Consider the following 24,921-nt stretch of genomic DNA (forward strand, 5'->3'; position numbering starts at 1 on the left):
GCAGTGAGTGGAGCCACGGGCACCCCCGAGGGCGGCGGGGCGGCGGATTCCGAGGGGAATCCGGCGGCCGGACCGACGACCGAGGGTGGTGCCCGTGGCTTCGTCGCAGACTCCCGAGGGGGGACGCAGACCGTGACGGACGCCCGAGGGCCGCAGCCGGGCTACGAGACGTATCCGGCGGGCCCCCTCCCCGGCGAGCGGTCCGCCGGCTCGCAGCCCGCGCAGCCGTATCACCCGCCGCAGGCCTACGCCCCGCCCGGGGCGGCCACGTCGTCCGGCGCGGGCAGCACCAGCGTGCCGGCGGGCAAGGCCACCGCCCGCCGCCCCCGCCCGCAGGGCCCGGCGGCAGCTGGCCGGACGGTTCCGCGGACCCGCAAGGCGCGGCTGCGGGTGGCGAAGGTGGATCCCTGGTCGGTGATGAAGGTCAGCTTCCTGCTGGCCATCGCGCTGGGCATCTGCACGATCGTCGCGGTCGCGGTGCTGTGGTCGGTCATGGACGCGATGGGCGTCTTCAGCACGGTCGGCGGGACGATCAGCGAGGCGACCGAGTCCAAGGAGGGCAGCGGCTTCGACCTGGAGTCCTTCCTCTCCCTGCCGCGCGTGCTGGTCTTCACGTCGGTCATCGCAGCGATCAACGTGGTGCTGGCGACCGCCCTGGCCACGTTGGGGGCCTTCATCTACAACCTGTCGGCGGGCTTCGTGGGCGGTGTGGAGGTCACGCTGGCGGAGGACGAATAGCGCCTGCCGGTCACCGATTTTGGGACATGGCCAGTGGTGCGCTAATCTTTCGGTGCAGCGAACGCGCGGGTATAGCTCAGACGGTTAGAGCGCATCCCTGATAAGGATGAGGCCCCAGGTTCAAGTCCTGGTACCCGCACCGTGTATGACCGGAAGGTCACAGACGCCCGGAACCTCCTCGGAGGGGCCGGGCGTTTCGCATAGGTCCCGGCCTTGATTGCTTCGGTACCAGAGTGGGTATAGGTCACCGATTGATATCGGGCGGTGTGTATCATCGGGCGCCAGAGGTCCCCTACGTCAAGGAAAGACGAGGTCGCGCGGTGAAGAAGCTTCTCCTGGTCGCACTGGCCGCCATCGGCGGGCTCCTCGTGTACCGCCAGATCCAGGCGGATCGCGCCGAGCAGGATCTGTGGACGGAGGCGACTGACTCCGTGCCCGCAGGTTCGGGTGTCTGAGTCGACAAGTCCTGTGCGGGGCCCCGATCGCGATGGCGGTCGGGGCCCCGTTGACGTTGGCGGGCGGAAAGTGATCGCGTTGGCCGGGGGATGGGTCGGCCGACGGAATCGGTCGGCTCATGGCGATCGATCGACTCACGGAGGCGATTCGCTTTCGTGAACGAATCGCTTGCATTGGCAAAGTGCGTGGGGCGGCGGCCGGACGAGGGGTGACGCGTGATGAAGGACCGCAGCAAGGTCAGAACCGGCCTCGCCGCGGTGGGGGCGGCGCTGGGGGTGCTGGCGGGGATCCCCGGGCCGGTCCTGGCCGCGCCCTCCGACGGATCCGAGGGCATCGCGTCGTACCGGCCCCGAGGCACGAAGGTCGACCGCACCGCCGGGGGCAAGGACGGCGTGCCCACCCTGGCGCCCAAGGGCACGTACGTGGACGACATCGGCCCCGGCCAGCGGCGCCGCTACCGGGTCGAGCTCGATGCCGACTCCACCGCGTACCTTTCGGCGGTCGCGGTCCCGCCGCCCGGCTCCGACCCCGCCGCGCACGCCGACGGCGTCAAGGTCTCGCTGGCCGACGGCGACGGCGGTGTCTGCGATCAGACGGATGTGCGGGCGCAGGTGCGCGGTGTGGCCCATCCGCTCGCCGGATACGCCGCACGGCGGAAGGAGACCGGCCCGCGCGCCGCGGCCTGCCAGGGCGCCGGCACGTACGACTTCATGGTGGAGCGCACCGGATCGGGCGGCGGATCGGGCGAGGGACCGGGCGAGGGGTCGGAGGACGCGCGGGGCACGGGCCGCTGGCCGCTGGAGCTGAGTTTCCAGCGCGAACCCGCCGTCACGGGCGGGGAGTCGGCGCGCCCGGCGGAACAGGGGCGGCGCACGCGGCCGTCGGAGTTGCCCCGCGGGCCGGTGCGGGAACTGCGGCCCGGCGGCACCGGGTTCAGCGACGCGCGGGCGCTGTCCACAGGGGTGTGGAAGCTGCGGATGAAGCCCGGCGAGACCCGCTACTACCAGGTGCCGCTCAGTTGGGGGCAGCAGCTCTACGCCGACGTCGAACTCCCCGACGCCGCCCGGGGGGTGGGTACGGGCGGCGGCGCGGGCGCGACCCCGGGCTCGGGCCCGGGCACGCGCGCGTACGTGGGCGACGCGCTGGGGGTCTCGCTGTACAACCCGGCGCGCGGGCTGGTCCAGAGAGGCGCGTTCGCGCCGTACAAGGGGGCCAGGGCCCAGGACCAACTGGGGCTCACCGCCCCCGTCACCTACGGCAACCGCTACGAGCGGGCGAAGGCACGGGTCCGGGCGATGAGCGTGGCCGGCCCCTACTACCTGGCGGTCACCCTCAACGCCGGTACCGCGCCGTACTTCGAGGGCACCGCACCGGTCACGCTGCGGCTGGCTGTCGAGGGCGAGCGGCAGCCCGAGCCGGCTTACCGGGAGGATCCGGACGGCTCCGGCCTCGGGGCGCCGCGCGGCGACGGACCGGCCGTGTCCTCCGGTACGGGCGGCGGGCGGGACGACACCCTGCGGGCCGTCGCCTACGCGTCGTTCGGCGCGGGCACACTGCTGCTGCTCGGGCTGGCCCTGTGGACGGTCCTCGCCCGCCGCGCGGCGGCCTCGGCCGAGGGGTGAGGCGGGCCGCGTCACGGCGCGCCCCGCCGGACCGGACCGCCTCGACACGGGCCGCGCGGCCGCGGGGCGGGGCCGTTCAGCCGGATGCCATGAAGGCCCATGCCCCCACAGCGAAGCACAGCAGCGCGAGCAGCAGCACCGGAACGGCCACCTTCGCGGGCGGTCCGGGCCGGGCGGCCCGCTGCGGCGCGGCGGACGCCGAGGGCCGGGCCGCGGGCGCGGGTTGTGGAGCGGGCCGCGGGGCTGGTTGCGGAGCGGTGTACGGCCGCGTGGGGGCGTTGCCGTAACCGGGCGGCGTCGGGGTCCCCGTGAGCGAAGGCGTGGGCGTCGGCGTGGGTGTCGGCGGTATGGGCGGGCCGAAGGGCGGCGGAGTGAACGACGGAGTCGGTGTGGGCGGTCCCGGAGGCACCGGCGGCGAGGCGCCGGCCGGCGTCGGCGGACCCACGGGCCGCCCCGGCCCCGGAGCCGCCTCCGGCCGGGCCGTAGTCCCGTACGCGTCGCGGCCGCCGGGGCCGGGGCCGGGGCCGTCCGCGTGCGGGCGGTACGGGGCCGGGCGGTCCGGCGCCGGGCCCGCACCGCTGCCGTACCGGTATGGCAGCGGTACCGCCGGGCCCTGCCGGTCGGCGTCTTCGGGCCGAGCACGCTGCCCGTACGGCTGGTCGCTCTGCCCGTACGTTCCCGGTCGTCCGGGCGTTTCCGGCTGCCCGCGGCCCGTCTCCGGCGGCGTGTACGGTCCCGGGGCGCCCGGCTCCACCCCGTCCCGTGGCCCCTCCGGCAGCGGCGGCGGGAGCTGGAAGCTTCCGGTGTCCGACATCGACGGCACCGGCGCGACGGTGGTCGCCTCGGAGGAACCGGAAGAACCAGAAGAAGGAGCAGGGGAGGAGGGGGCGCCGGGCTTGCGGTGGGAACGCCTCGGTTTGCGCTCCGGTCCGTCCGGGCCGAACCCCGCCGGAAGCGGCCCGAGATGGTCGAAGACCTCGATCGCCTCGTCGTCCAGATCCGGCTCCGGCAGCAGTTCGACCGCCTCGGCGAGCGCCTTGCGCGCGCCCGTCGCCGTACGGAACCGGTCCTCCGGATCGGGTTGCAGCAGATTGGCGATCACCTGCCACAGCGGTTCCGGCACGCCCTCCGGCGCCCCCGGCACACCGTGCTCCTCGAAGCGCCGCACGATCGCGTCGGCGTCCGGCTTGCGCCCGCTGATCAGATACAGCGCCACCAGCCCGACGGCGAACAGGTCGGCCGGGAAGTCGGGTTCGGCGCCCTGCATCTGCTCCGGCGCGAAGTAGCCGGGCGTACCCATCACGAAGTCGGCCTCGGTGAGCCGGGGTTCACCCTTGGTCAGCGCGATGCCGAAGTCCGACAGGCGGACGTGCGGGCGCCCGGTGCCAGTCGCCTCCAGCAGGATGTTCGCGGGCTTGATGTCACGGTGCACCACGCCCTCCGCGTGCACGGCCGCCAGTCCCGAGAGCAACTGGTCCAGCAGTGTGCACACGTAGCGGGGCGGCAGCGGGCCGTAGTCCCCGATGAGATGCGCGAACGAGCCGCCGCCCACCAGATCCATGGTGAACAGCACCTTGTCGTCGTCGGCCGCCCAGCTCGCGGGGGCCAGCACGTGCGGGTGGTCGATGCGCAGCGCCTGCTCGCGGACGAAGCGCAGCAGGGTGTGCGCGTCGCTCTGCTGGAGCACCTTCGCCGCGACATAGCGGCGGCGCCGCTGGTCCCAGGCGCGCCACACGGCCCCCACGCCGCCGCGGCCGATCGGATCCACCAGTTCGTACCGGCCTGCGAAGACCTCGCCCATCCGTTCCGTCCCGCCCCGCGCCCGTTTTCGTGTCCCAGTGACCGGTCCCCGGTGCCTGCGCCCGGCAGCCGGTGCGTCAGCTCTGGTGCGCCTCGTAGTGGGCGACCGCCTCGGCGGTCCGGCCGGCGCCGTACACCCGCAGGAACTCCGCGAGTTCGGGCTGGGTGGCGGCAAGGGAGTCCGCGGCGTCGATGATGTCGCCGGCGGCGGCCACCGAGCGCAGCAGCGACTGGATCTCGCGGACCACACGGCGCACGGTCGGCGCGCCGGTGCTGGCGGTGGTCTGCGTGGTGTTGAGCACCGACCCGCCCGCGGTCTTCTTGATCTCCTCCATGCGCTCGGCGGCCTCCGCGGCGCTGACCCGGCCGTCCGCGACCTGGCTGGAGAGCTCCTGGAGCGCCTGCACCCGCTGGACGACGGCGGGGTTGCCGATCTTCGCGCGCTGTCCGCTCATGAGCTGCGAGAGCATGGGCGCGGAGAGGCCGAGTACGGACGCGAGGCGGGCCTGGTTGAGGCCGAGGTCGTCGATGAGGCGGCGGAACAGCGCCCCCAGCGGCTCCCCGTACCAGCTGCGCTGCAGCTCTCGTGCGCGGGCGGTGGCATCCTGCTGTGCTGCGTCCATCTCGCTGTCTCCCCTTCGCTTCGCTGCCGCGAATCTCGCGAGGCATCCTACGGACGGTGGCACGCACGAGCGATACCCGGTCGGGAAAGGGTCCCGACACCGGGTATCCTGATCGGCGACGGGGCCTTAGCTCAGTTGGTAGAGCGCCGTCTTTGCATGGCGGATGTCAGGAGTTCGACTCTCCTAGGCTCCACGTCTGGAGACCCCTCTGACCTGCGGAAACGCGGTCAGGGGGGTCTCTTTCTCGCACAGGGCAGGAGCGTGGCCGCCTTCGGTGCGACCGCGAAGAGCGCGACGCTGCTCAACCACTGCGGAATCGGCCCTGAACTCCTGTCCTGCGTCTATGACTCCACCCCCGCCAGGCAGGGACGGCTCACGCCTGGCACGCTCGTCGGGCGGGGAAGGCGGCGGCCGGTGCCCTGGCACCCGCCGCCGCGGTCGGAGAACTCAGCCTGAGCGCAACCGGCTGTCACGGGCCCACGCCACCGCAACCATGATCGCGGTGAAGTACATCAGACTGCTGGCGTTGATCACGGATCCGACGTACTGCTCGTAGCCGTCCGCGCGCAACTGGATCGCGAGGAAGCCCAGCGCCGTTCCGAGCCCCGCGAGCGCGGCGGCCAGGGCGCCGAATGGGGCCTGTGCCATCTCATCTCCTACCTACGTGCTGTCAACTACCCCACACCTGCCCCGAAAAGCGCAGCTCACGCACATGGTGCAGCATTTCGATCATGTGCCCAGGCCGGCGTCTCGTGCCAGCAGCGCGGCCTGCACCCGGTTCTCGCAGCCCAGCTTGGCCAGAATGCGGCTCACATACGTTTTCACCGTGGCCTCGCTCATGTGGATCCGCTGACCGGCATCCGCGTTGGACAGGCCCTCGCCCAGCAGGGCCAGCACGTTCAGCTCGCGGTCCGTCAGCGTCTCCAGCCGACGGCGCGCCCCCTCGGCGCGGTGCGCGGCCTGGCCGGACGCCAGCGAGTCCACGACATGGCGGGTGGCGCCCGGCGACAGGTACGCGTCTCCGGCCGCGGCGGCCCGTACCGCGCGCATGAGCTCCGCGGGCGCCGAGTCCTTCAGCAGGAATCCCGCGCTGCCCTCCGACAGGGCGCGCAGCACGTTCTGCCGCTCCCCGAAGGTCGTCAGGATCAGCACCCGGGTGTCGGGGACGGTCCGGCGCAGCTCGGCCAGGGCCGTCAGCCCGTCCATGACCGGCATCTGGATGTCGAGCAGCACGACATCCACGCGCCGGGTCCGGGCCAGTTCGACCGCCTCACGGCCGTCGGCCGCCTCCGCGACCACGTCGATGTCGTCGGCGGAGGAGAGGATCATCCTGATACCTGCCCGAATGAGCGGCTCGTCGTCCGTGACGAGAACCCTGATCACGACTCTCCTGCGCGGTCTTGAGCGGTCATACCTGCGGGCACCTCGCCATCATCCCCGATCGAGCCGCCCCCGGACCTCACGGTCCGGTCCTCCTCAGTTCTTGACCTCGAAGGACCTCTTCTCGATCAGCTTGCCGTCCTTGAAGCAGAACCGGAAGACGGGGTCCTTGTCCCAACTGCTGCCGGACTCCGTGGACATCAGGCTGACGCACTTCGATCCCTCGGGCTCCGGCGGCGCACCCTTGTCCAGGCCGTCGGTCAGGAACGAGTCCCCACCGGGCAGCCTGTCGCGGACCTCCTTCTCGGACTGGCCCACCTTCACCGCGTCGTACTGCTTCGGCTCGATCATGGCCTTGTCCGCCTCACTTATGAACAGGAAGGCCCCGACGACCACCGCGACCACCAGCGCCAGGCCGATCAGCGCCGCCACCCCGCAGCCGATGGCTATGCCGCTCCTCTTCTTGTCCCTGTTCATTGCCTTGGCCAGCTCCTTCGGCATGCCGTTCCAGTCGATGACCGGATCACCCTCGCCGAGGGAGCCCGCCGGAATCTGCTCCCGAAAGTCGCCGGCCGGATCGACGAACGTCGGCGCCGCGCCGCTGGGCGACGGGCTCGGGAGACCGCCCTGCGGCGAGGTGTACGGCAGCACGCCCGCCAGCCGGAAGCCGCCCTCCGCCGTCGGGCCCGCGTGCACCATGCCCCCGATGAGCCGGGTCCGCTCGCCGAGCCCGGTCAGGCCCTGACCACCGCTGACCGTGCTCCGGCCGGCGTCCGCGCTCTCCGGTGCGGGGCCGTTGGCGACCTCCACGACCAGCGAGTCCGGCTCGTACCGCAACTCGATGGTGATCGTGGCGCCCGGGGCGTGCTTGTGGGCGTTGGTCAGGCCCTCCTGAGCGACGCGGTACGCCGCGTGGTCGGCGGTCGGGGCGAGCGGACGCGGCTCGCCGGAGCGCCGCAGCTGCACGGCCGCACCGGCGCCCCGGGACGCCTCCACCAGGCCGTCGATACCGGCCACCCCGCGCGACGGCGCCTTGGCGTCCTCCTCCCCCATGGCCTCAAGGGCCTGGGAGGCGCCTCCGTGGCCGGGGGCCTCCGTGCCGTCCCGCAGCAGCCCCACCACCTCGCGCAACTCGTGCATCGCGGCCACCGATGCCTCGCGCAGCACCCCCACGGCCTCCCGCTGCCGCCCGGTGAGCTCGCGGTCCACCTCCAGCGCGCCGGTGTGCACCGAGATCAGCGCCAGCTGATGGCCGAGGCTGTCGTGCATGTCCTGCGCGATGCGCTGACGCTCCCGTATCCGGGCCTGTCCGGCGATCATCGCGCGTTCACGCAGCAGCTGGGCGTTGTACTCCCGGAGGGTGTCGGTCAGCGTGCGGCGCTGCGACGAGTAGCGGCCGGCGAGGCCGGGCACGACGATCGCGACCAGCAGCCACAGGGCGGTGAAGACCAGGAGCGACAGCGAGAAGCGCGGTTCCCGCAGGACGGACAGGCCGAGGGTGAGGACGTACGCGAAGCCGAAGGTGGCGACCGCCCTGCCGACCCCGTCGATCCGCCGCCCTGCCGACCAGGCGGCGAGAAGGACCAGCGGCGCGAGGCCGATGAACACGGACGAACCGATGAACACGGACGAACCGATGAACACGGACGAACCGACGGCGGCCACCAGCAGCACGGTGGCGGGCAGCACCCGGCGCACCGGTGACAGCAGCGCGGCGGCCAGCCCGACGGCGACGATCTGCACGACGCTGTTGGTGTCCAGGGCCTCGAGACCCGCCCCCAGCAGCCCGAGCAGCACGCCCAGCAGGGATTCGCCCACGATGCGCCGGACAGGCCACATCCCGGGGGCGAAGAGAGCCCTGCCCGGGGCGGCCAGCCGCCGGGCCGCCGAACGCAGCCGCGCCGTCGGCGCCCGGCGGGCCGACACCGCGAGGGCCGTGGATTCCACACGAGTCACGCGCCCACGCTAGGGAACCCCGGCCGGGCGCCGCATCGGCCATTGGTCGCGAGTGCCAACGACGAAAGTCACACGCCGGCGCCGGAAGCATGATCCGGAAGGCTCTCCGGAAGATGGGGCTCTTCGGAAGATGGTGAGGAAGGCGCTTTCCGCCGCTTGCGCGGTCAGGGCTGGTCGCCGCGTTCCTTCCGTTCCGGTGCCTGCTGCCCGGCCCGCTCGTCCGGAGTGCCGCCTCCCTGGCCGCTGCCGTCGACCGAGGTCAGCGGCTGGCCCTCGGCGAGTTCGGTCGGGGCGGGCGGTTCCACCAGCCATTCCGGGTTCGCCTGCTTGTCCCACCACTTCCAGGCGGCGTAGGCCCCACCCGCCAGGAGGCCACCCGCCGTGAACCGCTTGAACACCCGCCGGGTGCGGGCCCGGCGGGCGCGGTGCCTGGCGATCATGGCGATCTCCCCCGCGCTCACCTGGCCGCGCAGCGCGGCGAGGGCGGCCGTACCACGGGCCATGGCCTCCTCGCGGGCGGGCTGGGCGGCGGCGCGGGTCGCGGTCACCGCGTGCTCGATGCGCGGCGCGGTGTAGTCGGCGGCGTGGCGCGCGGCCTTGCGGGTACGGGTCGCGGCGCGCGTCGCGGCGGCGTCGACCCTGGGGGGGAGCGCGCAGCGGGCGTGTTCGATCTGGCGGGCGACCGGCCCGTGGTACCAGGCCGCGGTCGCGTCTCCGGCCCGGTGCGCGGCGTGGGAGACCTTGGGCCCCAGCCGGGCGCGGGCCTGGTGGGCGTAGTGCGCGGCGGCGTCCTTGGCCGTGCCGGCGTACGGCGCCACCACCTCCGCGGCGTGCAGAACGCTGTCCTTCGCGGTGCCGGTCGCGGCGCGCACGCTGTCAGTGCGGGTCACGGCATCCTCCTCCTCGGTCGCGTACTCCGGGATCCGGGACTGTCCCCACTTGGAGATCATGCCTGCCGGTGAGCCGCGCGGCATGCGAGAGCGGGCATCCGGGGCATAACGGGCCTCCCCGAGCGGCGGCCACAGGGCGACCCGTGCCCGCGCCCAGCGCCGTGGTTGCTCCTCGTGCCCGGGTCCATGCGAGGATCGGAAGGGTCAGTGAAGACTATGGAAGGTAGATCGTGGCCGAGCAGCTCTACGCCACCCTGAAGACCAACCGCGGCGACATCCTGGTCCGGCTCCTGCCGAACCACGCCCCGAAGACGGTCAAGAACTTCGTCGAGCTCGCCGAGGGCTCCCGCGAGTGGGTCAACCCGAAGACCGGACAGAAGACGACGGACAAGCTCTACGACGGCACGGTCTTCCACCGCGTCATCAGCGGTTTCATGATCCAGGGCGGTGACCCGCTGGGCAACGGCACCGGCGGCCCCGGCTACAAGTTCGCGGACGAGTTCCACCCGGACCTGTCGTTCAACAAGCCCTACCTGCTGGCCATGGCCAACGCCGGTCCGGGCACCAACGGCTCGCAGTTCTTCATCACGGTCTCGCCGACCACCTGGCTGACCGGCAAGCACACCATCTTCGGCGAGGTCGTCGACGACGCGAGCAAGAAGGTCGTCGACGCGATCGTCGGCACTGAGACCAACCCGCGCACCGACCGCCCGGTCAACGACGTCGTCATCGAGTCCGTCGTCGTGGAGAAGCGCGAAGGCTGATCGCTTCCGGGAGACCGTCCGGGAGACCAGTTCGTACGGGAACCCTGTGCCCCGCCCGTCCGTCTTGAGGGCAGGCGGGGCGGTTCGGTCAGGCAAGCGAACACACAGGGCAAGGGGAGACATGGAAGACCAGGCGGTCTGCTGCTACCGGCACCCGGACCGGGAGACCGGCATCAGCTGCACACGCTGTGAGCGGCCGATCTGTCCCGCGTGCATGGTCAGTGCCTCGGTCGGTTTCCAGTGCCCCGAGTGCGTGCACGGCGCGCACGCCGCGTCCGCCCCGGCCGCGGGCCCCGGCGGCCACGCCCCGCGGCGCGCCCCGATACAGCCGCGCACCATATCCGGTGCGTCGCTGGCCGCGGACCCGCGGCTGATCACCAAGATCCTGCTGGGGATCAACCTCGCCCTGTGGATCGCGGTCCTGGCGTACGGCGACCGGCTGCTGGACGACCTGATGCTGGTCGGCCAGGCCCATACGCCGGGCACCATGGAGCTGGAGGGCATCGCCGAAGGCGACTGGTACCGGCTTCTGACCGCGACCTTCCTGCACGAAGAGCCGATGCACATCGCGTTCAACCTGCTGTCGCTGTGGTGGCTCGGCCCGCCGCTGGAGGCCGCGCTCGGTCGCGCCCGCTTCCTGGCGCTGTATCTGCTGTCCGCCCTCGGCGGCAGCGCGCTGACCTATCTGATCGCCGAGCCGTACCAGGGCTCGCTGGGCGCCTCCGGCGCGATCTTCGGTCTGCTGGGCGCCACGGCGGTGCTGATGCGCCGCCTCAACTACGACATGCGGCCGGTCCTCATCCTGCTCGGGCTGAACCTGGTCTTCACCTTCGCGCTGAGCGACATCGCCTGGCAGGCCCACATCGGCGGTCTGATCACCGGCACGGCGGTCGCCTACGGGCTGGTGCACGCACCGCGCGAGCACCGCGCCCTCGTCCAGCGCGGAACGTACGCGCTGGTGCTGCTGGCCGTCGTCGTCCTGGTGTGCGTGCGGACGGCCCAGCTCGGCTGAGGCGGCGAGCCGCGAGCCCGGGCAGTCCCGTAGCCACACGGGCGCGTACGTTCCACCGGGGCCACAGGCGCTTAGGCCCACTAGTCACAGGCGGTACGTCTCACCCACGCGCGCGGACCCCGGTGCCGATGTTGTCCACAGCAGGTGTTCGATCTCGTACCTCCTGTGGAGGAGACCGCCCGTGACCGCGCAGATCCGCGGATCCCGGCGTTTCCCCAGCCCAGGACCGGCATGGCCGGCGTCGGTGCGCCACCTGCGCAGTCAGACCGGCGTCAACCTCACAGAGGTTATCCACAGATCTTCTGAGTTTTTCCCCTGCTGTGGATAACTCTGTGGACACCTCTGGGGAGGGGTGGCCGGGAGGCGCTCACGGGGAGGAGCCGGAAGCGCCTACTTCCACTGGGTGGAGACCACGAACCCCGCGGCGATGAACCCGAAGCCGACCACGATGTTCCAGTTGCCGATCGCCTCGATCGGCAACTGCGCATCGGTCACGTAGAACAGCACGATCCACACCAGACCGAGCAGGAACATGGCCAACATCAGCGGGGCGACCCAGCCGCGGCCCGAGTTCAGGTTGATGGAGGTGGCCTGCTTCGCGGGCGGCGGCGTGTAGTCGTCCTTCTTGCGGATCCGTGACTTCGGCACGAGGAACTCTCCTGTCGATGCGCTGCGTGACCGCGCGGAAACTATAGGGACGGCTGGCGCCGGGGCCGGACGGCGGCGGAGCAGCTCTTCCATCCCCCGGCGTCCGTTAGCGTAGTGCTTCCGCGGCGTCGTAAGGAGTAAGGGTACGTTGAGCAATTCTGCTGACTCCCCCACCCCGGCACCACGTCGCCCCTCCTTCCGTCCGATGCGGCTGCTGACATTGGCGATCTTCGCCCTCGCCGGGCTCATCTTCTGGATGAGTTTCAACACCGCCAAGGGCACCGATCTGCGCAGCGACGAGTCGATGCTGCGGCTGTCCGACCTCATCCAGGAGCGCAGCCGGAAGAACGCCGACCTGGAGGAGAGCACCGGCCGGGTCCGCTCCGAGGTCGACGGGCTCGCCCGCCGGGACGACGGCAGCACCAAGGAGGAGGACGCCCGCCTCGCCGCCCTGGAGAAGGCCGCCGGGACCCGCCCCGTGCGCGGCGCGGCCCTGACCGTCACGCTCTCCGACGCCCCGGCCGACGCCACCGCCCGCATTCCCGGCGTGCCCGAGCCGCAGCCCAACGACCTGGTCATCCACCAGCAGGACCTCCAGGCCGTCGTGAACGCCCTGTGGCAGGGCGGCGCGCGGGGCATCCGGGTCATGGACCAGCGGCTGATCTCCACCAGCGCCGTCCGCTGCGTCGGCAACACCCTGATCCTCCAGGGCCGGCTCTACTCGCCGCCGTACAAGGTGACCGCCGTCGGCGACCCGGACGCGCTGCGCCGCGCGCTCGCCGAGTCCCCCGCGATCCAGAACTACCAGGGGTACGTCGAGGCCTACGGACTCGGCTGGGATGTCGACCAGCACGACACGATGACTCTTCCGGGCTACTCCGGCACAGTGGACCTGCATCAGGCACAGCCCGTGAAGTAGCAGCCGCAAGGAGCGGCCGTAGGCCAGCTGGAGCAGCCGATGAGGGTGCGGACGGTCGTCAGGACGCTGAGCGAGATCTGCCTCACCCTGGGCACCTTGATCGTGCTGTTCGTGGTCTACGTCCTGTACTGGACGGGGGTACGCGCCGACGCCGCCATGGACCGCGAGATCGACCGCCTCCAGGACCGCTGGTCGACCGGCGCGGTGACCGGCACCGATACGGACACAGGCGCGGATACGGACGCCGGTCCAGACGCCGGTCCGGACGCCGGCGGCGGCTCCGGAGAGGATCCGGCACCACCGGGCGCCGACCCCGGCCCGGGGGCCCGCGCCCGCCACGGCCGCGGCGAGTCCTTCGCGATCATGTACATCCCCCGGTTCGGCCGCGACTGGGCCAAGCCCGTCCTCGAAGGCACCGCCACCGGCACCCTCAAGAAGGGCCTCGGCCACTACACCGGCACCGCCCCGCTCGGCGCCCCCGGCAACTTCGCGGTCGCCGGCCACCGCCGCACCTACGGCGACCCGTTCAAGGACTTTCCCCGGCTGCGCCCCGGCGACGCCGTGGTGCTCACCGACGGCACCGCCTGGTACACGTACCGCATCGACGCGAAGCCGTACCGCACCGTGCCCTCCGACACCGGCGTCATCGAACCCGTGCCCGACCGGTCCGGCTACCGCCGCCCCGGCCGCTACCTCACCCTCACCACCTGCGACCCCGAATGGGGACACAGCCACCGGCTGATCGTCTGGGCACACCTGGAGCGCACCTCGCCCGCCGCCCTCGGGAAGCCGGACACTTTGCCCGGCTGACCCTCCGGCCCCGCCCTCCGCCCCTTACTCTGTTGCTGCGCTCCGGTGCTCGTCTCCGGTGCCGCGCACAGCTTGGTCATCGGCGAGTAGGGACGGCATGTACGGCTGGATCTGGCGGCATCTGCCGGGCAACGCGTGGATTCGGGCACTGATCTCGATCGTGCTCGTGCTCGGCATCGTCTATGTGCTCTTCCAGTACGTCTTCCCGTGGGCGGAGCCGCTGCTGCCGTTCAACGACGTGACGGTGGACGAGGGAATGGCGGACAACCGGTGAGCAAGGCACGCGTCCTCGTCGTCGACAACTACGACAGCTTCGTCTTCAACCTCGTCCAGTACCTCTACCAGCTCGGCGCCGAGTGCGAGGTGCTCCGCAACGACGAGGTCTCCCTCAGTCACGCGCAGGACGGGTTCGACGGCGTCCTGCTGTCGCCGGGACCCGGCACCCCCGAGGAGGCGGGTGTCTGCGTCGACATGGTGCGCCACTGCGCCGCCACCGGCGTACCGGTCTTCGGCGTCTGCCTCGGCATGCAGTCCATGGCCGTCGCGTACGGCGGCGTGGTGGACCGCGCCCCCGAGCTGCTGCACGGCAAGACGTCGCTGGTCGAGCACGAGGGCAAGGGCGTCTTCGCCGGGCTCCCCTCGCCGTTCACCGCGACCCGCTACCACTCGCTGGCCGCCGAACCCGCCACCGTCCCGGACGAGCTGGAGGTCACGGCCCGTACGCACGACGGCATCATCATGGGGCTGCGCCACCGCGAACTCCCGGTCGAGGGCGTGCAGTTCCACCCCGAGTCCGTACTCACCGAATGGGGCCACCGCATGCTCGCCAACTGGCTGGTGACGTGCGGGGACACCGGCGCGATACGACGTTCGGAGGGGCTTGCGCCAGTGGTCGGCATGGTCGGCGGCAAGGCCGTCGAGTGACCGCACTCCGCCCCGAGCGTGAGGGGGGCGCGGATCAGGACTCCCAGGAGCCTGCGCCGTACGCGTACGACACGTACGACACGTACGCGTACGAGACGCATGACGCGTACGGGGAGCGGGCCGCGCTCGCGGCGGCCGTCGACCGGCTCGACGATCCGCTCAACGACCCGCTGCCGCCGCCGGTGCCCGGGGCGGTGCCGGGGGCGGGGGAGCCGCCGGGAGCGGCGCTCGGGGCGACGCTCGGAGCGGCTCCGGGAGTGGAGGAGCCGCCGAACAGCGCCGCTTACGGCCGTGTCCCGCTGCCGCCCGAACGGTCGGTGCGGTACGAAACACCGGTGGGATACGAACAGTCGGTGCGGGACGACGAGACCATGGGGCTGCGCACCGCGCGGCCGCGGTCACGGCCGCCGTCGTGGGCATATACGCAGGCGCCATCGTGGGCACAGCCGCTGCCGCAGCAGCAGCCACCGCAGCAGCAGCCGCAGCCAGGGCCCGGGTCGGAGCCGCAGCCAGGGTCCGAGGCGGAGCCGCCCTCCCGGCCGGAGCCGGGGGCCGGACCGGGATCGGGGTCCGGGCCGGAGCCGGGGGCCCGGGAGCCGCACGAGCCCCGGCCGCGGACGGCGCCGGGGACGGTGCCACCGCCCCGCGACGACGAGACCGTCGCGCTGCGCAAGGTGCCGCACGGCGCCGGGGAGGTCCCACGGGAGGTGCCGCCACCGCGGACCCCCGAGTCGCCGCAGCCGCCCGAGTCGCCCGAACCGGAGAGAACCGCGTCCGAGGAGGCACCTGCGCCGGGCGGCCGGGCCGCGCGCCGCAAGGCCGCCCAGGAGGCCGCCCGCAGGGGCGGCAGACGCGGACGCCGCTCATCCGCCACCGCCGCGGCCGCGAACACCGCCACCGCCGCGCACACCGCCACGGCCACGGGCCCCGCGGCCCCCGGCTCGGCAGCCTCCGGCCCGAAAGCTGCCGGCACCGGCAGCACCGCCAGGACGGCGCCCCGTACCCGGCTGGAGGCCCGGCGCGCCGCCCGCGCCCGCAAGGACGGCCCCGGCGTCGTCGTCAGCCGGCTCGCCGGCGAACTGTTCATCACCCTCGGCGTGCTGATGCTGCTCTTCGTCACCTACCAGCTGTGGTGGACCAACATCAGGGCCCACCAGATCGCCAACCGCGAGACCGACAAGCTCCACAAGCAGTGGGCCGAGCACGGGGACGAGCGGGCGCCGGGCGCGTTCGCGCCCGGCAAGGGGTTCGCCATCATGTACATCCCCAAGCTCGACGTGAAGGTCCCGGTCGCCGAAGGCATCAGCAAGAACAAGGTCCTCGACCGCGGCATGGTCGGCCACTACGCGAAGGGCGCGCTCAAGTCCGCGATGCCGTGGGACAAGAAGGGCAACTTCGCGGTCGCCGGGCACCGCAACACGCATGGCGAGCCGTTCCGCTACATCAACCGCCTCAAGCCCGGCGACGAGATCGTCGTGGAGACGCAGAACACCTTCTTCACGTACGAGATGACCAGCATCATGCCGCAGACGCCGCCGTCCAACGTCTCCGTCATCAAGCCGGTGCCGACGGGATCCGGCTTCACCGCCCCCGGCCGCTACATCACCCTCACCACCTGCACGCCCGAGTTCACCAGTACGTATCGGATGATCGTGTGGGGCAAGATGGTCGACGAGCGGCCGCGCAGCGAGGGCAAGCCGGACGCGCTGGTCGGCTGAGCGAGAAAGCGTCGGCTGAGCGAGAGCTCGCGCGAGAAACGGAGTACCCGGCGGTGGCACGGACCGAGCAGGACGAACGACAGGACAGCGAGTCCGCGCCGGAACCGGCCCCGCGCCCGCGCCGCGCCCGCGGCCGGATCGCCACCGCGGTCAGCGTCCTGGGCGAACTGCTCATCACCGTCGGCGTGGTCATGGCGCTGTTCGTCCTGTACTCCCTCTGGTGGACGAACGTGCTCGCCGACCGCGAGGCGAAGCGGCAGGGCGACCGGGTCCGTGACCATTGGGCGCACGGCCCGGGCAAGCTCGACACCAAGGACGGCATCGGCTTCCTGCACGTACCGGCGCTGAAGGAAGGCGAGATCCTGGTCAAGCGGGGCACCACGACCAAGATCCTCAACGACGGCGTCGCGGGCTTCTACACCAAGCCGGTCAAGTCCGCCATGCCGTGGGACAAGAAGGGCAACTTCACGCTGGCCGCGCACCGTGACGGACACGGCGCGAAGTTCCACAACATCGACGACCTGGACGACGGCGATCCGATGGTCTTCGAGACCCGCGACACCTGGTACGTCTACAAGGTCTTCGGGAAGCTCGACGAGACCTCGAAGTTCAACGTGGGCGTCCTGAACCAGGTCCCCGAGGAGTCGGGCAAGAAGAAGCCGGGCCGCTACATCACGCTGTCCACGTGCACGCCGGTCTACACCTCGAAGTACCGCTACATCGTGTGGGGCGAGCTGGTCCGCACGGAGAAGGTCGACAAGGACCGCACCCCGCCGGAGGAGATCCGCTGAGCGGCTGCGGAGCGGCGCTCAGGCGCCGGGGAACTCTCCGCGCTTGACGGCCGAGACGAACGACGACCAGCCGTCGGCCGAGAAGGTCAGCGCGGGGCCCTGGGGTCCTTGCTGTCGCGTACGGGAACGACACCGGCGGAGGCGAACGCAGGGGCGACCTCGACGCACTGTCCGCCGTTGCCGTCGCCTCTTCCACCGCGCCTGAAGAGTCGTGCAACTGCCCACTCGGCAGGTTGTCCGTGTAGAGGACGCTGGGAGCGTTGCCGAAGGTCAGCAAGGTGAAAGGCGCGTGGGACGCCGGGGCTCCGGCCGAGAAGGGCAGCACCTGAATGGTGACGTGAGGGGACTCCGCTGCCGCCACCAGATGTTCCATCTGCCCCCGCATGAGCGCAGGGCCGCCCACCTCGACTCTCCTTGATCGTGTTGAGCTCGGCGCGCGGGTTGGCGGCGTGGAAGACCGCCTGGGCGTAGTTCTCCGTCTGCAACATGCCCATGATCAGCGTGGTGGAGAAGTCGAGGATGCTGACCGCCTGTGCTTCGAGCTTCACGTACGGCTCGAACCATAATGGGTGCCCTCGTCGGCTGATGCGCTCACGAAGGCGCGAGAAGAACCCACTGGTGTTGAACGCCTTGTCGCAGGCTACGGCGAACTTCTCGCTTTCCAGGACGATCCCGTTCTCGATCTTGCTGATGTACGGCGGCTGGTAGCGCACCCTCTCCGCCAGATCCTGCTGCGTCAGCCCCTCGTGGAGGCGTGTTGAGGCTACGCCGGAGCTGTGATCGTGAATGCACGCTTTGTAAAAGACCCTCGCGACGGGCCCTACGGCCCGTACATCGCCCGCGTCCTGGCCATCCACGGCGTCGACGTCGGCTCCCACGGGTCTCTCGGCACGAAGGCGGCGGCGCGGTGACCGCCCGTCCCCGGCTGCCCCTGTCGATCGCCCGTGAGGGAGAGGACATCGGCGCCGCGGACCGCTACTGAGGCATGCATAGGGAAATCGCCGGACACCAGCGAGGTGTCCGGCGATTTCTCTGTGAAGTGACTGGCTATGCGTCGGTGCGTCCGCCTTGGCGGCTATCCGAATATGCCGCCGTCGCCCTCGTCACCGCCGTTACCGTTGCCCTGGCCGGGCATGGTGAAGAGATTGATCGCCGTGCCCTTGGGCACCTCGGAACCCGCGCCCGGCATGCTGGACATCACGGTCGCGTTGTCGTCCTGCGGCCCGGCGATGGAGCCGACGGTCAGGCCCATGTCCTCAAGGGTCTTCTTGGCGTCCTTGAGCGACATGTTGGACAGCGCCGGGACCTGGACGTTCTCCGGGGTCGCGGGCTGCTTCGCGATCTTCACGCTGATGGTGTCGCCATTAACGGCGTCCTTGCCGCCCTCGGGGGTCTGCTCGAAGATCTTCCCCACCTCGGCGCCGGGCTTCTCCTCCTCCACCGACTGGATCTTCAGGCCCTTGCTCTCAAGCTTGGCCTTGGCCTCTTCGAAGGTCATGCCGATCACCGATGGGACGGTCAGCTGGGTCCGCGCCTTGGCGACGGTCAGTGTGACCGCCGTACCCCGCGCGACCGTCTCGCCGCCGGGCGGGTCCTGGCTGAGAACCAAATTGGCGGGCTGGTCGGACTCCTCGGTCTTCTTTTGGACGTCGAAGCCCTTGGCCTTCAGCGCCGCCTTAGCCGTTTCGAAGTCCTGCCCGGTCACGTCCTCGACCTGGACCTTCTCAGCTGGCTTCGGCCCCTTGGACAGCCACACCTGGACGGTGCCGTTCCGTTCGACCTCGGTGTTGGCTTTCGGGTTCTGGTCGCAGACGGTGTTCTTCTTCTCCTCGCAGAACTTCGTCCCGGCCTTCTCGACCTTGAAGTCGCCGTTCTTGCCCGCTGCCTGGGCCTCTGGGAACGTCTGCCCCTGCAGCGACGGCACCGTCACCGTGTCGTCGTTCTTGCCCCCACCGAACACCGACTTCCCGATGAAGATCGCGCCGACCAGCACCAGGATGCCCGCGAGCACCAGCAGGATCGTCGACGTGTGGCTCTTCTTCTCGCCGCCACCGCCACCGCGGCGGCGGTCCGGTCGCTCGTCGTAGCCGAAACCGCCGTCGTCGTCGCGCATCGGCGGCAGCATCGACGTCTGCGGGCCCGAGTCCTGGGCCCGCAGCATCGTCGTCGGCTGGTCCTCGCCGTAGCCGGCGGCGCCCAGCGCGGCCGTCGCCGCGACCGGCTGGCCCTCCAGGGCCGCCTCGATGTCGGCGCGCATCTCGTCGGCCGACTGGTAGCGGTAGTCAGGGTCCTTGACCAGCGCCCGCAGGACGATCGCGTCCATCTCGGGGGTGATCTCGGGGTCGTACGTGCTCGGCGGCTGCGGCTCTTCCCGTACGTGCTGGTAGGCGACCGCGACCGGGGAGTCGCCGACGAAGGGCGGGCGCACCGTCAGCAGCTCGTACAGCAGGCAGCCGGTGGAGTACAGGTCGCTGCGGGCGTCGACGGACTCGCCCTTGGCCTGTTCGGGGGAGAGGTACTGCGCGGTGCCGATGACGGCCGCGGTCTGCGTCATCGTCATCCCGGACTCGCCCATGGCGCGGGCGATGCCGAAGTCCATGACCTTGACCTGGCCGGTGCGGGTCAGCATCACGTTCGCGGGCTTGATGTCCCGGTGGACGATGCCGTTGCGGTGCGAGTACTCCAGCGCCTGGAGGATGCCGGTGGTCATCTCCAGCGTCCGCTCGGGCAGCAGCTTTCTCCCGGAGTGCAGCAGCTCACGGAGGGTGGAGCCGTCCACGTACTCCATCACGATGTACGGGATCGAGACGCCGTCGACGTAGTCCTCGCCGGTGTCGTAGACCGCGACGATCGCGGGATGGTTGAGCGAGGCGGCCGACTGGGCCTCCCGGCGGAACCGGGCCTGGAAAGACGGATCGCGGGCGAGGTCCACCCGCAGCGTCTTCACGGCGACGGTGCGGCCGAGCCGGGTGTCATGGGCGAGGTAGACCTCGGCCATGCCACCGCGCCCGAGCACCGAGCCCAGTTCGTACCGGCCGCCGAGGCGACGCGGCTCTTCCATAGCTACTCCAGCCCTCTTCCGTCATTCCCGACCGCCCCCAGCGCGGCCGCTGGGAGGTGCCCCCAGGCGTGGGGCCCGGCGATGTGCTGCTGTTGCTCGGGCATACGCTACCCGCCAGCCTGTACGGGCCCCGGCCGTGACCGTTACCTGATACCCGACCGGTACAGCGACGTGCGGAATCGGTATCACGGCGTGACCAGGCTCACTTCTTCTCGCTGTCGAGTACCGCCTTCATCACGTCGCGTGCGATGGGCGCGGCGAGCCTGCCGCCCGCGATGTCGTCACGAGTGGTGTCCGAGCCCTCGATGACCACGGCGACGGCGACCGGGGAGCCGTCGTTGCCCTTCGCGTACGAGATGAACCACGCGTACGGGTTCTTGCTGTTCGCCACACCGTGCTGGGCCGTGCCGGTCTTGCCACCGACGGTGACCCCCTGGATCTGGGCCTTGGTGCCTGTGCCGGTGGCGACGACCGTCTCCATCATGTCCTGGAGCTTGTGAGCGGTGTCCGAGGACACGGCCTGGCGCAGCTCCTTCGGCGAGTGCTGCTCGATGACGTTCAGGTTCGGGGCGCGCAGCTTGTCGACCATGTACGGCTCCATGAGCTTGCCGTCGTTGGCGATCGCCGCGGCCACCATGGCCATCTGGAGCGGGGTGGCGCGGGTGTCGTACTGGCCGATGGCGGACATCGCGTTCGACGGCCGGTCCATCTCCTCCGGGTAGACGCTCTCGGCGGCGCGCACCGGCGTGTCGATCTCCGGATCGTTGAAGCCGAACTTCTCCGCCTGCTCGCGCATCTTGTCCTTGCGGAGATCGTCGCCGAGCTTGCCGAAGACGGTGTTGCAGGAGACGCGCAGGGCCTCCCGCAGCGTGGCGTTCTCGCAGGGGATGGGGCCCTCGTTCTCCAGGTTCTTCGACGACAGCGGCAGCCGCCACGGCAGCGGCGAGTCGGTCTTCTCGTCGATGCTGCTGTACTTGCCGTCCTCCAGGGCGGCGGCCGCGGTGACGACCTTGAACGTCGAGCCCGGCGGGTAGGTCTGCCGCAGCGCCCGGTTCAGCATCGGCGTGTCGGTGTTCTTCTTGCTGGTCAGCGCCGTCCACGCCTTCTCGTCCTTGTGACCGGCGATGGTCGACGGGTCATACGACGGGGTGGAGGCGAGGGCGAGGATCTTGCCGGTGCGCGGGTCGATCGCGGCGACGGCGCCCTTCTTGTTGCCCAACCCCTCGAAGGCTGCCTTCTGCGCCTTGGAGTTGAGCGTCGTGATGACGTCGCCGCCCTTCTTCTCCTTACCGGTGAACATGTCGACCGTCCGGTTGAAGAACAGCCGGTCGTCGTCGCCGGTGAGGATGCCGTCTTCCAGCTTCTCGATCTGGTTGGCGCCGTAGACCTGGGACGCGTAGCCGGTGACCGGCGCCCACATCTCGCCGTTCTTGTACGTGCGCTTGTACTTGAAGTCGGCGCTGTCCTTGGTCTCGACCGAGCCCGTGATCGCCGTCGAGCCGCCGTCGACGAAGATGTTGCCGCGCGCCTGGTTGTAGCGCGCGATCAGCACCCGGCGGTTGTTCTTGTGCTTCTGAAGGTCCTCCGCCTGCACGTACTGCAGCCAGTTGTCGCGCAGCAGCAGGGCGAAGACCAGCAGACCGCAGAAGATCGCGATACGACGGACAGGCTTGTTCACGGTCGGACCACCTGGGTCATCTCGGCGTCTGGGGACGGAGCGGGCGCCGGGGCCGGGCGGCGGGCGGTGTCACTGATCCTGATCAGTACGGCCACCAGCGCCCAGTTCGCGATCACCGACGAACCGCCGTTCGCCATGAACGGCATCGTCATACCCGTCAGCGGGATCAGCCCCATGACGCCGCCTGCGACCACGAACACCTGGATCGCGAAGGCGGCGGACATACCGCAGGCCAGCAGCTTGCCGAACGGGTCGCGGGCCGCCAGCGCCGTCCGCACCCCGCGCTCCACGATCAACGCGTAGAGCAGCAGGATCGCCATCGTGCCGCCCAGGCCCAGCTCCTCGCCGACCGTGGCGAGGATGAAGTCGGAGTTCGCGGCGAAGCCGATCAGGTCGGAGTTGCCCTGGCCCAGGCCCGTGCCGACGGTGCCGCCGGAGCCGAAGGCCATCATCGCCTGCGCGATCTGCTCGGTGTTGGCCCAGCTCGGGCGCGGGTTGTCGTAGACGGCGAAGGGGTGCAGCCAGGTGTTCACCCGCAGCTTCACGTGGGGCTCGACCGAGCCGACGACCGCCGCGCCGACCGCGGACATCAGCAGACCGAACACGATCCAGCTGGTGCGCTCGGTCGCCACGTACAGCATGACGACGAACATGCCGAAGAACAGCAGCGAGGTGCCCAGGTCGGTCTCGAAGACCAGGATGAGGATCGACATCGCCCACACCACGAGGATCGGGCCCAGGTCGCGGCCGCGCGGCAGGTACAGGCCCATGAAACGCCGGCTGGCCAGCGCCAGCGCGTCCCGCTTCACCATCAGATACCCGGCGAAGAAGACCGCGATGACGATCTTCGCGAACTCACCGGGCTGGATGGAGAACCCCGCGACGCTGATCCAGATCCGGGCGCCGAAGACGTTCATGCCCAGGCCCGGCACGAGCGGCAGGAGCAGCAGGACCAGCGCCCCGACCATCGAGATGTAGGTGTAGCGCTGGAGCCTGCGGTGGTCCTTGAGCAGCATCAGCACGGCGACGAACAGCGCGATGCCGATCGCGGAGTACATCAGCTGCTTCGGGGCGGAGGCGATGTACTCGTGCCCCTGGGCGTGGGCCGTCTGCGCCAGCCGCTTGGACTGGTCCAGCCGCCAGATCAGCACCAGGCCCAGACCGTTGAGCAGCGTCGCCAGCGGAAGCAGCAGCGGGTCGGCGTACGGCGCGAACCTGCGCACCACGATGTGGCCGACAGCGGCCATGAGGCCCAGCCCCAGGCCGTAGTTCAGCAGGCCGGACGGCAGCTCGTCACTGAGCGCGAGACCCGCGTTGGCGTACGCGAAAACCGGGATGATCACCGCGAAGGCGAGCATCGCCAGCTCGGTGTTGCGCCTGCTGGGCGGCCCGACCGTACTGATCGTGGTCGTGTTGGTGGTACTGCTCATGAGTCGAAGGCCCCCTACGGCTTCACTGCTGGGCGCTGCTGCACTGCGAGGCCAATTCCTGCTCCTCCGCCGTGAGGGTGGGGCCGGGCTTCGGCGCGGGAGTCGGGGTCGGCGCGGCCTGCGCGGCGCGCGCCACCATCTCCGTGCCTTCGGCCCTGTCGGTGCCGCCCGGGGGCGTGCTCGTGGCAGTGCCGCCCGGGGCCTTGCTCTGCTCGGTCCTCCCGCCGCCCGCGCCGCCCGTCTGGCCCTTGTCCTTGCTCAGGTCCTTCTGGGCGTCCTCGGCCTTCCGCCGCTCCTCCTCGGCCTTCCGGCGCTCCTCCACCTTGCGGCAGGCGCTCGCCAGTGTGCCGAGGTCATGGGCCCTGTCCCGGGCCTGGCCCAGGCTGCTGAACGCGATCGTCTCCTTGACCCGCTCCCGCTGGTCCACCGGCAGGTACTTGAGTTCGATGTCGCGGAAGTCCTCATGGACCTCGTTGAGGCTGATCCACGCCAGGTCCTGGCTGATGCCCTGGTAGACCGCCACATGGTCGCCGTTGGCGCCCACGTAGTACTGGGTCTGCGTCCACCGGTAGCCGCCGTACAGGCCGCCGCCGAGCACCGCCAGACTCAGCGCGATGTACAGGCTCCGCTTGACCCACCTGCCGCGGGCCGGCTTCTTGGTGAAGTCCTCGTCGACGTACCCGCCGAAGCCGCCCTCCGGCAGCCCGCCCAGCGACGGGTCCCCGCTCCCGGGCGGCCCGAAGCCCCCCGGAGCGTCCCCCTGCTGCGGCACGGAACGGCCCAGCTCGGCCGCCCGGCCCGCCGGGGTCTGCGCGGCGCCGCCGTCGCCCAGCTGCACCTGGTTCTCCGCGACCGCGCCCACGATGACCGGGGTGTCGCTGAGCTGCGCCGCCAGGGCCTCGTTGTCGTCGACGTCCAGCACGTCGGCGACGATGCACGTGATGTTGTCCGGGCCGCCGCCGCGCAGCGCGAGCTGGATCAGCTCCTGCACCGTCTCGAGCGGGCCCTGGTAGCTGGCGAGCGTGTCCTCCAGCGTCTGGTGGCTGACCACCCCGGACAGGCCGTCCGAACAGATCAGATACCGGTCCCCGGCCCGCACCTCGCGGATCGACAGATCGGGCTCCACATGGTCGCCGCTGCCCAGCGCGCGCATCAGCAGGGAGCGCTGCGGGTGGGTGGTGGCCTCTTCCTCGGTGATCCGGCCCTCGTCGACCAGCCGCTGCACCCACGTGTGGTCCTGCGTGATCTGGGTGAGCACCCCGTCCCGCAGCAGATAGGCGCGCGAGTCGCCGACATGGACCAGCCCGAGCCGCTGCCCGGTCCACAGCAGGGCGGTGAGCGTGGTGCCCATGCCTTCCAGCTGGGCGTCCTCCTCGACCATGACCCGCAGCTGGTCGTTGGCGCGCTGCACGGCGCTGCCGAGGGAGGTCAGGAGGTCGGAGCCGGGCACGTCGTCGTCGAGCTGCACGAGGCTGGAGATCACCTCGGAGCTCGCGACCTCACCGGCGGCCTGGCCGCCCATGCCGTCGGCGACGGCGAGCAGGCGCGGCCCGGCATAGCCGGAGTCCTCGTTGCCCTCGCGGATCATGCCCTTGTGCGATCCGGCGGCGAAACGCAGCGACAGACTCATGCGCACCTCACCCGTCGGCTCCGGGAACAGCCCCTTCGCGGCCACGCTGCCCACCCTCCGGTCGTCATGGT

The 24,921-nt window shown here is 70.9% G+C and carries 23 protein-coding genes, 2 tRNA genes and 2 pseudogenes; 14 read left to right on the forward strand and 13 right to left on the reverse strand.

Annotated features, from left to right (window positions below):
• Nucleotides 1-3 precede the first annotated feature (3 nt).
• The 4 genes from ACQUSR_RS16245 (at nt 4) to ACQUSR_RS16260 (ending at nt 2,816) form a co-directional block, all read left to right on the forward strand.
• The gene (locus ACQUSR_RS16245) at nt 4-738 is read left to right on the forward strand and encodes a DUF3566 domain-containing protein (protein ID WP_431043288.1); all 735 of its coding nucleotides are present in this window, start codon (nt 4-6) and stop codon (nt 736-738) included.
• A gap of 65 nt (nt 739-803) precedes the next feature.
• Nucleotides 804-877 (forward strand) — tRNA-Ile (locus ACQUSR_RS16250).
• A 181-nt stretch (nt 878-1,058) separates the two neighbouring features.
• Nucleotides 1,059-1,193 (forward strand): DLW-39 family protein, encoded by a 135-nt coding sequence (locus ACQUSR_RS16255; RefSeq protein WP_003958712.1) that lies wholly within the window; start codon nt 1,059-1,061, stop codon nt 1,191-1,193.
• A gap of 219 nt (nt 1,194-1,412) precedes the next feature.
• Nucleotides 1,413-2,816 carry a hypothetical protein gene (locus ACQUSR_RS16260; RefSeq protein ID WP_431043289.1) on the forward strand — a complete coding sequence of 468 codons (1,404 nt, stop codon included), beginning with the start codon at nt 1,413-1,415 and terminating at the stop codon, nt 2,814-2,816.
• Nucleotides 2,817-2,892: 76 nt separating this feature from the next.
• Here the strand turns inward: ACQUSR_RS16260 and ACQUSR_RS16265 are convergent, their stop codons facing one another.
• Both ACQUSR_RS16265 and ACQUSR_RS16270 read right to left on the reverse strand, forming a co-directional pair.
• On the reverse strand, nt 2,893-4,617 hold the full coding sequence (locus tag ACQUSR_RS16265; protein WP_431043290.1) for a serine/threonine-protein kinase: 1,725 nt from the start codon (nt 4,615-4,617) through the stop codon (nt 2,893-2,895).
• Nucleotides 4,618-4,693: 76 nt separating this feature from the next.
• Nucleotides 4,694-5,239 carry a helix-turn-helix domain-containing protein gene (locus tag ACQUSR_RS16270; RefSeq protein WP_431043291.1) on the reverse strand — a complete coding sequence of 182 codons (546 nt, stop codon included), beginning with the start codon at nt 5,237-5,239 and terminating at the stop codon, nt 4,694-4,696.
• A 120-nt stretch (nt 5,240-5,359) separates the two neighbouring features.
• On the opposite strand from ACQUSR_RS16270, the gene ACQUSR_RS16275 reads away from it, so the two are divergent.
• Nucleotides 5,360-5,432, forward strand: a tRNA-Ala gene (locus tag ACQUSR_RS16275).
• A complete protein-coding gene (locus ACQUSR_RS16280) occupies nt 5,396-5,695 on the forward strand; it encodes a hypothetical protein (protein WP_431047623.1) in 300 nt (99 codons plus the stop codon). Before ACQUSR_RS16275 ends, ACQUSR_RS16280 begins: the two co-directional genes overlap by 37 nt.
• On the opposite strand, the gene ACQUSR_RS16285 is transcribed toward ACQUSR_RS16280, so the two are convergent.
• The 4 genes from ACQUSR_RS16285 to ACQUSR_RS16300 all read right to left on the reverse strand — a co-directional run bounded on the left by ACQUSR_RS16285 (nt 5,687) and on the right by ACQUSR_RS16300 (nt 9,465).
• Nucleotides 5,687-5,887 (reverse strand): SCO3870 family protein, encoded by a 201-nt coding sequence (locus ACQUSR_RS16285; RefSeq protein ID WP_431043292.1) that lies wholly within the window; start codon nt 5,885-5,887, stop codon nt 5,687-5,689. The genes ACQUSR_RS16280 and ACQUSR_RS16285 overlap by 9 nt on opposite strands.
• A gap of 81 nt (nt 5,888-5,968) precedes the next feature.
• Nucleotides 5,969-6,622, reverse strand: a complete 654-nt coding sequence (locus tag ACQUSR_RS16290) for a response regulator transcription factor (RefSeq protein WP_431043293.1) — start codon at nt 6,620-6,622, stop codon at nt 5,969-5,971.
• A 93-nt stretch (nt 6,623-6,715) separates the two neighbouring features.
• On the reverse strand, nt 6,716-8,458 hold the full coding sequence (locus tag ACQUSR_RS16295; RefSeq protein ID WP_431047625.1) for a sensor histidine kinase: 1,743 nt from the start codon (nt 8,456-8,458) through the stop codon (nt 6,716-6,718).
• 281 nt (nt 8,459-8,739) lie between these two features.
• Nucleotides 8,740-9,465: a DUF5324 family protein gene (locus ACQUSR_RS16300; protein WP_431043294.1), complete on the reverse strand. Its 726-nt coding sequence runs from the start codon at nt 9,463-9,465 to the stop codon at nt 8,740-8,742.
• A 230-nt stretch (nt 9,466-9,695) separates the two neighbouring features.
• On the opposite strand from ACQUSR_RS16300, the gene ACQUSR_RS16305 reads away from it, so the two are divergent.
• Nucleotides 9,696-10,229 (forward strand): peptidylprolyl isomerase, encoded by a 534-nt coding sequence (locus ACQUSR_RS16305; protein ID WP_431043295.1) that lies wholly within the window; start codon nt 9,696-9,698, stop codon nt 10,227-10,229.
• A gap of 121 nt (nt 10,230-10,350) precedes the next feature.
• On the forward strand, nt 10,351-11,241 hold the full coding sequence (locus ACQUSR_RS16310; protein ID WP_431043296.1) for a rhomboid family intramembrane serine protease: 891 nt from the start codon (nt 10,351-10,353) through the stop codon (nt 11,239-11,241).
• A 390-nt stretch (nt 11,242-11,631) separates the two neighbouring features.
• On the opposite strand, the gene crgA is transcribed toward ACQUSR_RS16310, so the two are convergent.
• Nucleotides 11,632-11,889, reverse strand: a complete 258-nt coding sequence (gene crgA, locus ACQUSR_RS16315; protein WP_431043297.1) for a cell division protein CrgA — start codon at nt 11,887-11,889, stop codon at nt 11,632-11,634.
• A 148-nt stretch (nt 11,890-12,037) separates the two neighbouring features.
• On the opposite strand from crgA, the gene ACQUSR_RS16320 reads away from it, so the two are divergent.
• The 6 genes from ACQUSR_RS16320 (at nt 12,038) to ACQUSR_RS16345 (ending at nt 17,051) form a co-directional block, all read left to right on the forward strand.
• Entirely contained in the window at nt 12,038-12,808 is a 771-nt protein-coding gene (locus tag ACQUSR_RS16320; RefSeq protein WP_431043298.1) for a DUF881 domain-containing protein, read from the forward strand.
• 39 nt (nt 12,809-12,847) lie between these two features.
• Entirely contained in the window at nt 12,848-13,618 is a 771-nt protein-coding gene (locus ACQUSR_RS16325) for a class E sortase (RefSeq protein WP_431043299.1), read from the forward strand.
• 97 nt (nt 13,619-13,715) lie between these two features.
• Nucleotides 13,716-13,892: a hypothetical protein gene (locus tag ACQUSR_RS16330; protein WP_431043300.1), complete on the forward strand. Its 177-nt coding sequence runs from the start codon at nt 13,716-13,718 to the stop codon at nt 13,890-13,892.
• Entirely contained in the window at nt 13,889-14,542 is a 654-nt protein-coding gene (locus ACQUSR_RS16335) for an aminodeoxychorismate/anthranilate synthase component II (protein WP_304462855.1), read from the forward strand. The genes ACQUSR_RS16330 and ACQUSR_RS16335 overlap by 4 nt, the downstream gene beginning before the upstream one ends.
• Nucleotides 14,539-16,260, forward strand: a complete 1,722-nt coding sequence (locus tag ACQUSR_RS16340) for a class E sortase (protein ID WP_431043301.1) — start codon at nt 14,539-14,541, stop codon at nt 16,258-16,260. Before ACQUSR_RS16335 ends, ACQUSR_RS16340 begins: the two co-directional genes overlap by 4 nt.
• Nucleotides 16,261-16,313: 53 nt before the next feature.
• Nucleotides 16,314-17,051, forward strand: a complete 738-nt coding sequence (locus ACQUSR_RS16345; RefSeq protein ID WP_431043302.1) for a class E sortase — start codon at nt 16,314-16,316, stop codon at nt 17,049-17,051.
• Nucleotides 17,052-17,069: 18 nt separating this feature from the next.
• On the opposite strand, the pseudogene ACQUSR_RS16350 reads toward ACQUSR_RS16345, so the two are convergent.
• The 6 genes and pseudogenes from ACQUSR_RS16350 to ACQUSR_RS16375 form a co-directional block, all read right to left on the reverse strand.
• Nucleotides 17,070-17,230: pseudogene (locus tag ACQUSR_RS16350) on the reverse strand (DUF397 domain-containing protein); the annotation flags it as partial.
• 38 nt (nt 17,231-17,268) lie between these two features.
• Nucleotides 17,269-17,929: pseudogene (locus ACQUSR_RS16355) on the reverse strand (helix-turn-helix domain-containing protein); the annotation flags it as partial.
• Between the two features lie 197 nt (nt 17,930-18,126).
• Nucleotides 18,127-20,112, reverse strand: a complete 1,986-nt coding sequence (gene pknB, locus ACQUSR_RS16360) for a Stk1 family PASTA domain-containing Ser/Thr kinase (protein WP_431043303.1) — start codon at nt 20,110-20,112, stop codon at nt 18,127-18,129.
• Between the two features lie 202 nt (nt 20,113-20,314).
• Nucleotides 20,315-21,790 carry a peptidoglycan D,D-transpeptidase FtsI family protein gene (locus tag ACQUSR_RS16365; protein ID WP_431043304.1) on the reverse strand — a complete coding sequence of 492 codons (1,476 nt, stop codon included), beginning with the start codon at nt 21,788-21,790 and terminating at the stop codon, nt 20,315-20,317.
• Complete coding sequence (locus tag ACQUSR_RS16370; protein WP_431043305.1) at nt 21,787-23,220, reverse strand: FtsW/RodA/SpoVE family cell cycle protein; 1,434 nt, start codon at nt 23,218-23,220, stop codon at nt 21,787-21,789. The genes ACQUSR_RS16365 and ACQUSR_RS16370 overlap by 4 nt, the downstream gene beginning before the upstream one ends.
• 22 nt (nt 23,221-23,242) lie before the next feature.
• Nucleotides 23,243-24,895 (reverse strand): PP2C family protein-serine/threonine phosphatase, encoded by a 1,653-nt coding sequence (locus ACQUSR_RS16375; protein ID WP_431043306.1) that lies wholly within the window; start codon nt 24,893-24,895, stop codon nt 23,243-23,245.
• Nucleotides 24,896-24,921 lie beyond the last annotated feature (26 nt).

Origin of the sequence: Streptomyces sp. P1-3, assembly GCF_050613155.1 — a bacterium.
In the GTDB taxonomy this organism is placed as follows: domain Bacteria; phylum Actinomycetota; class Actinomycetes; order Streptomycetales; family Streptomycetaceae; genus Streptomyces.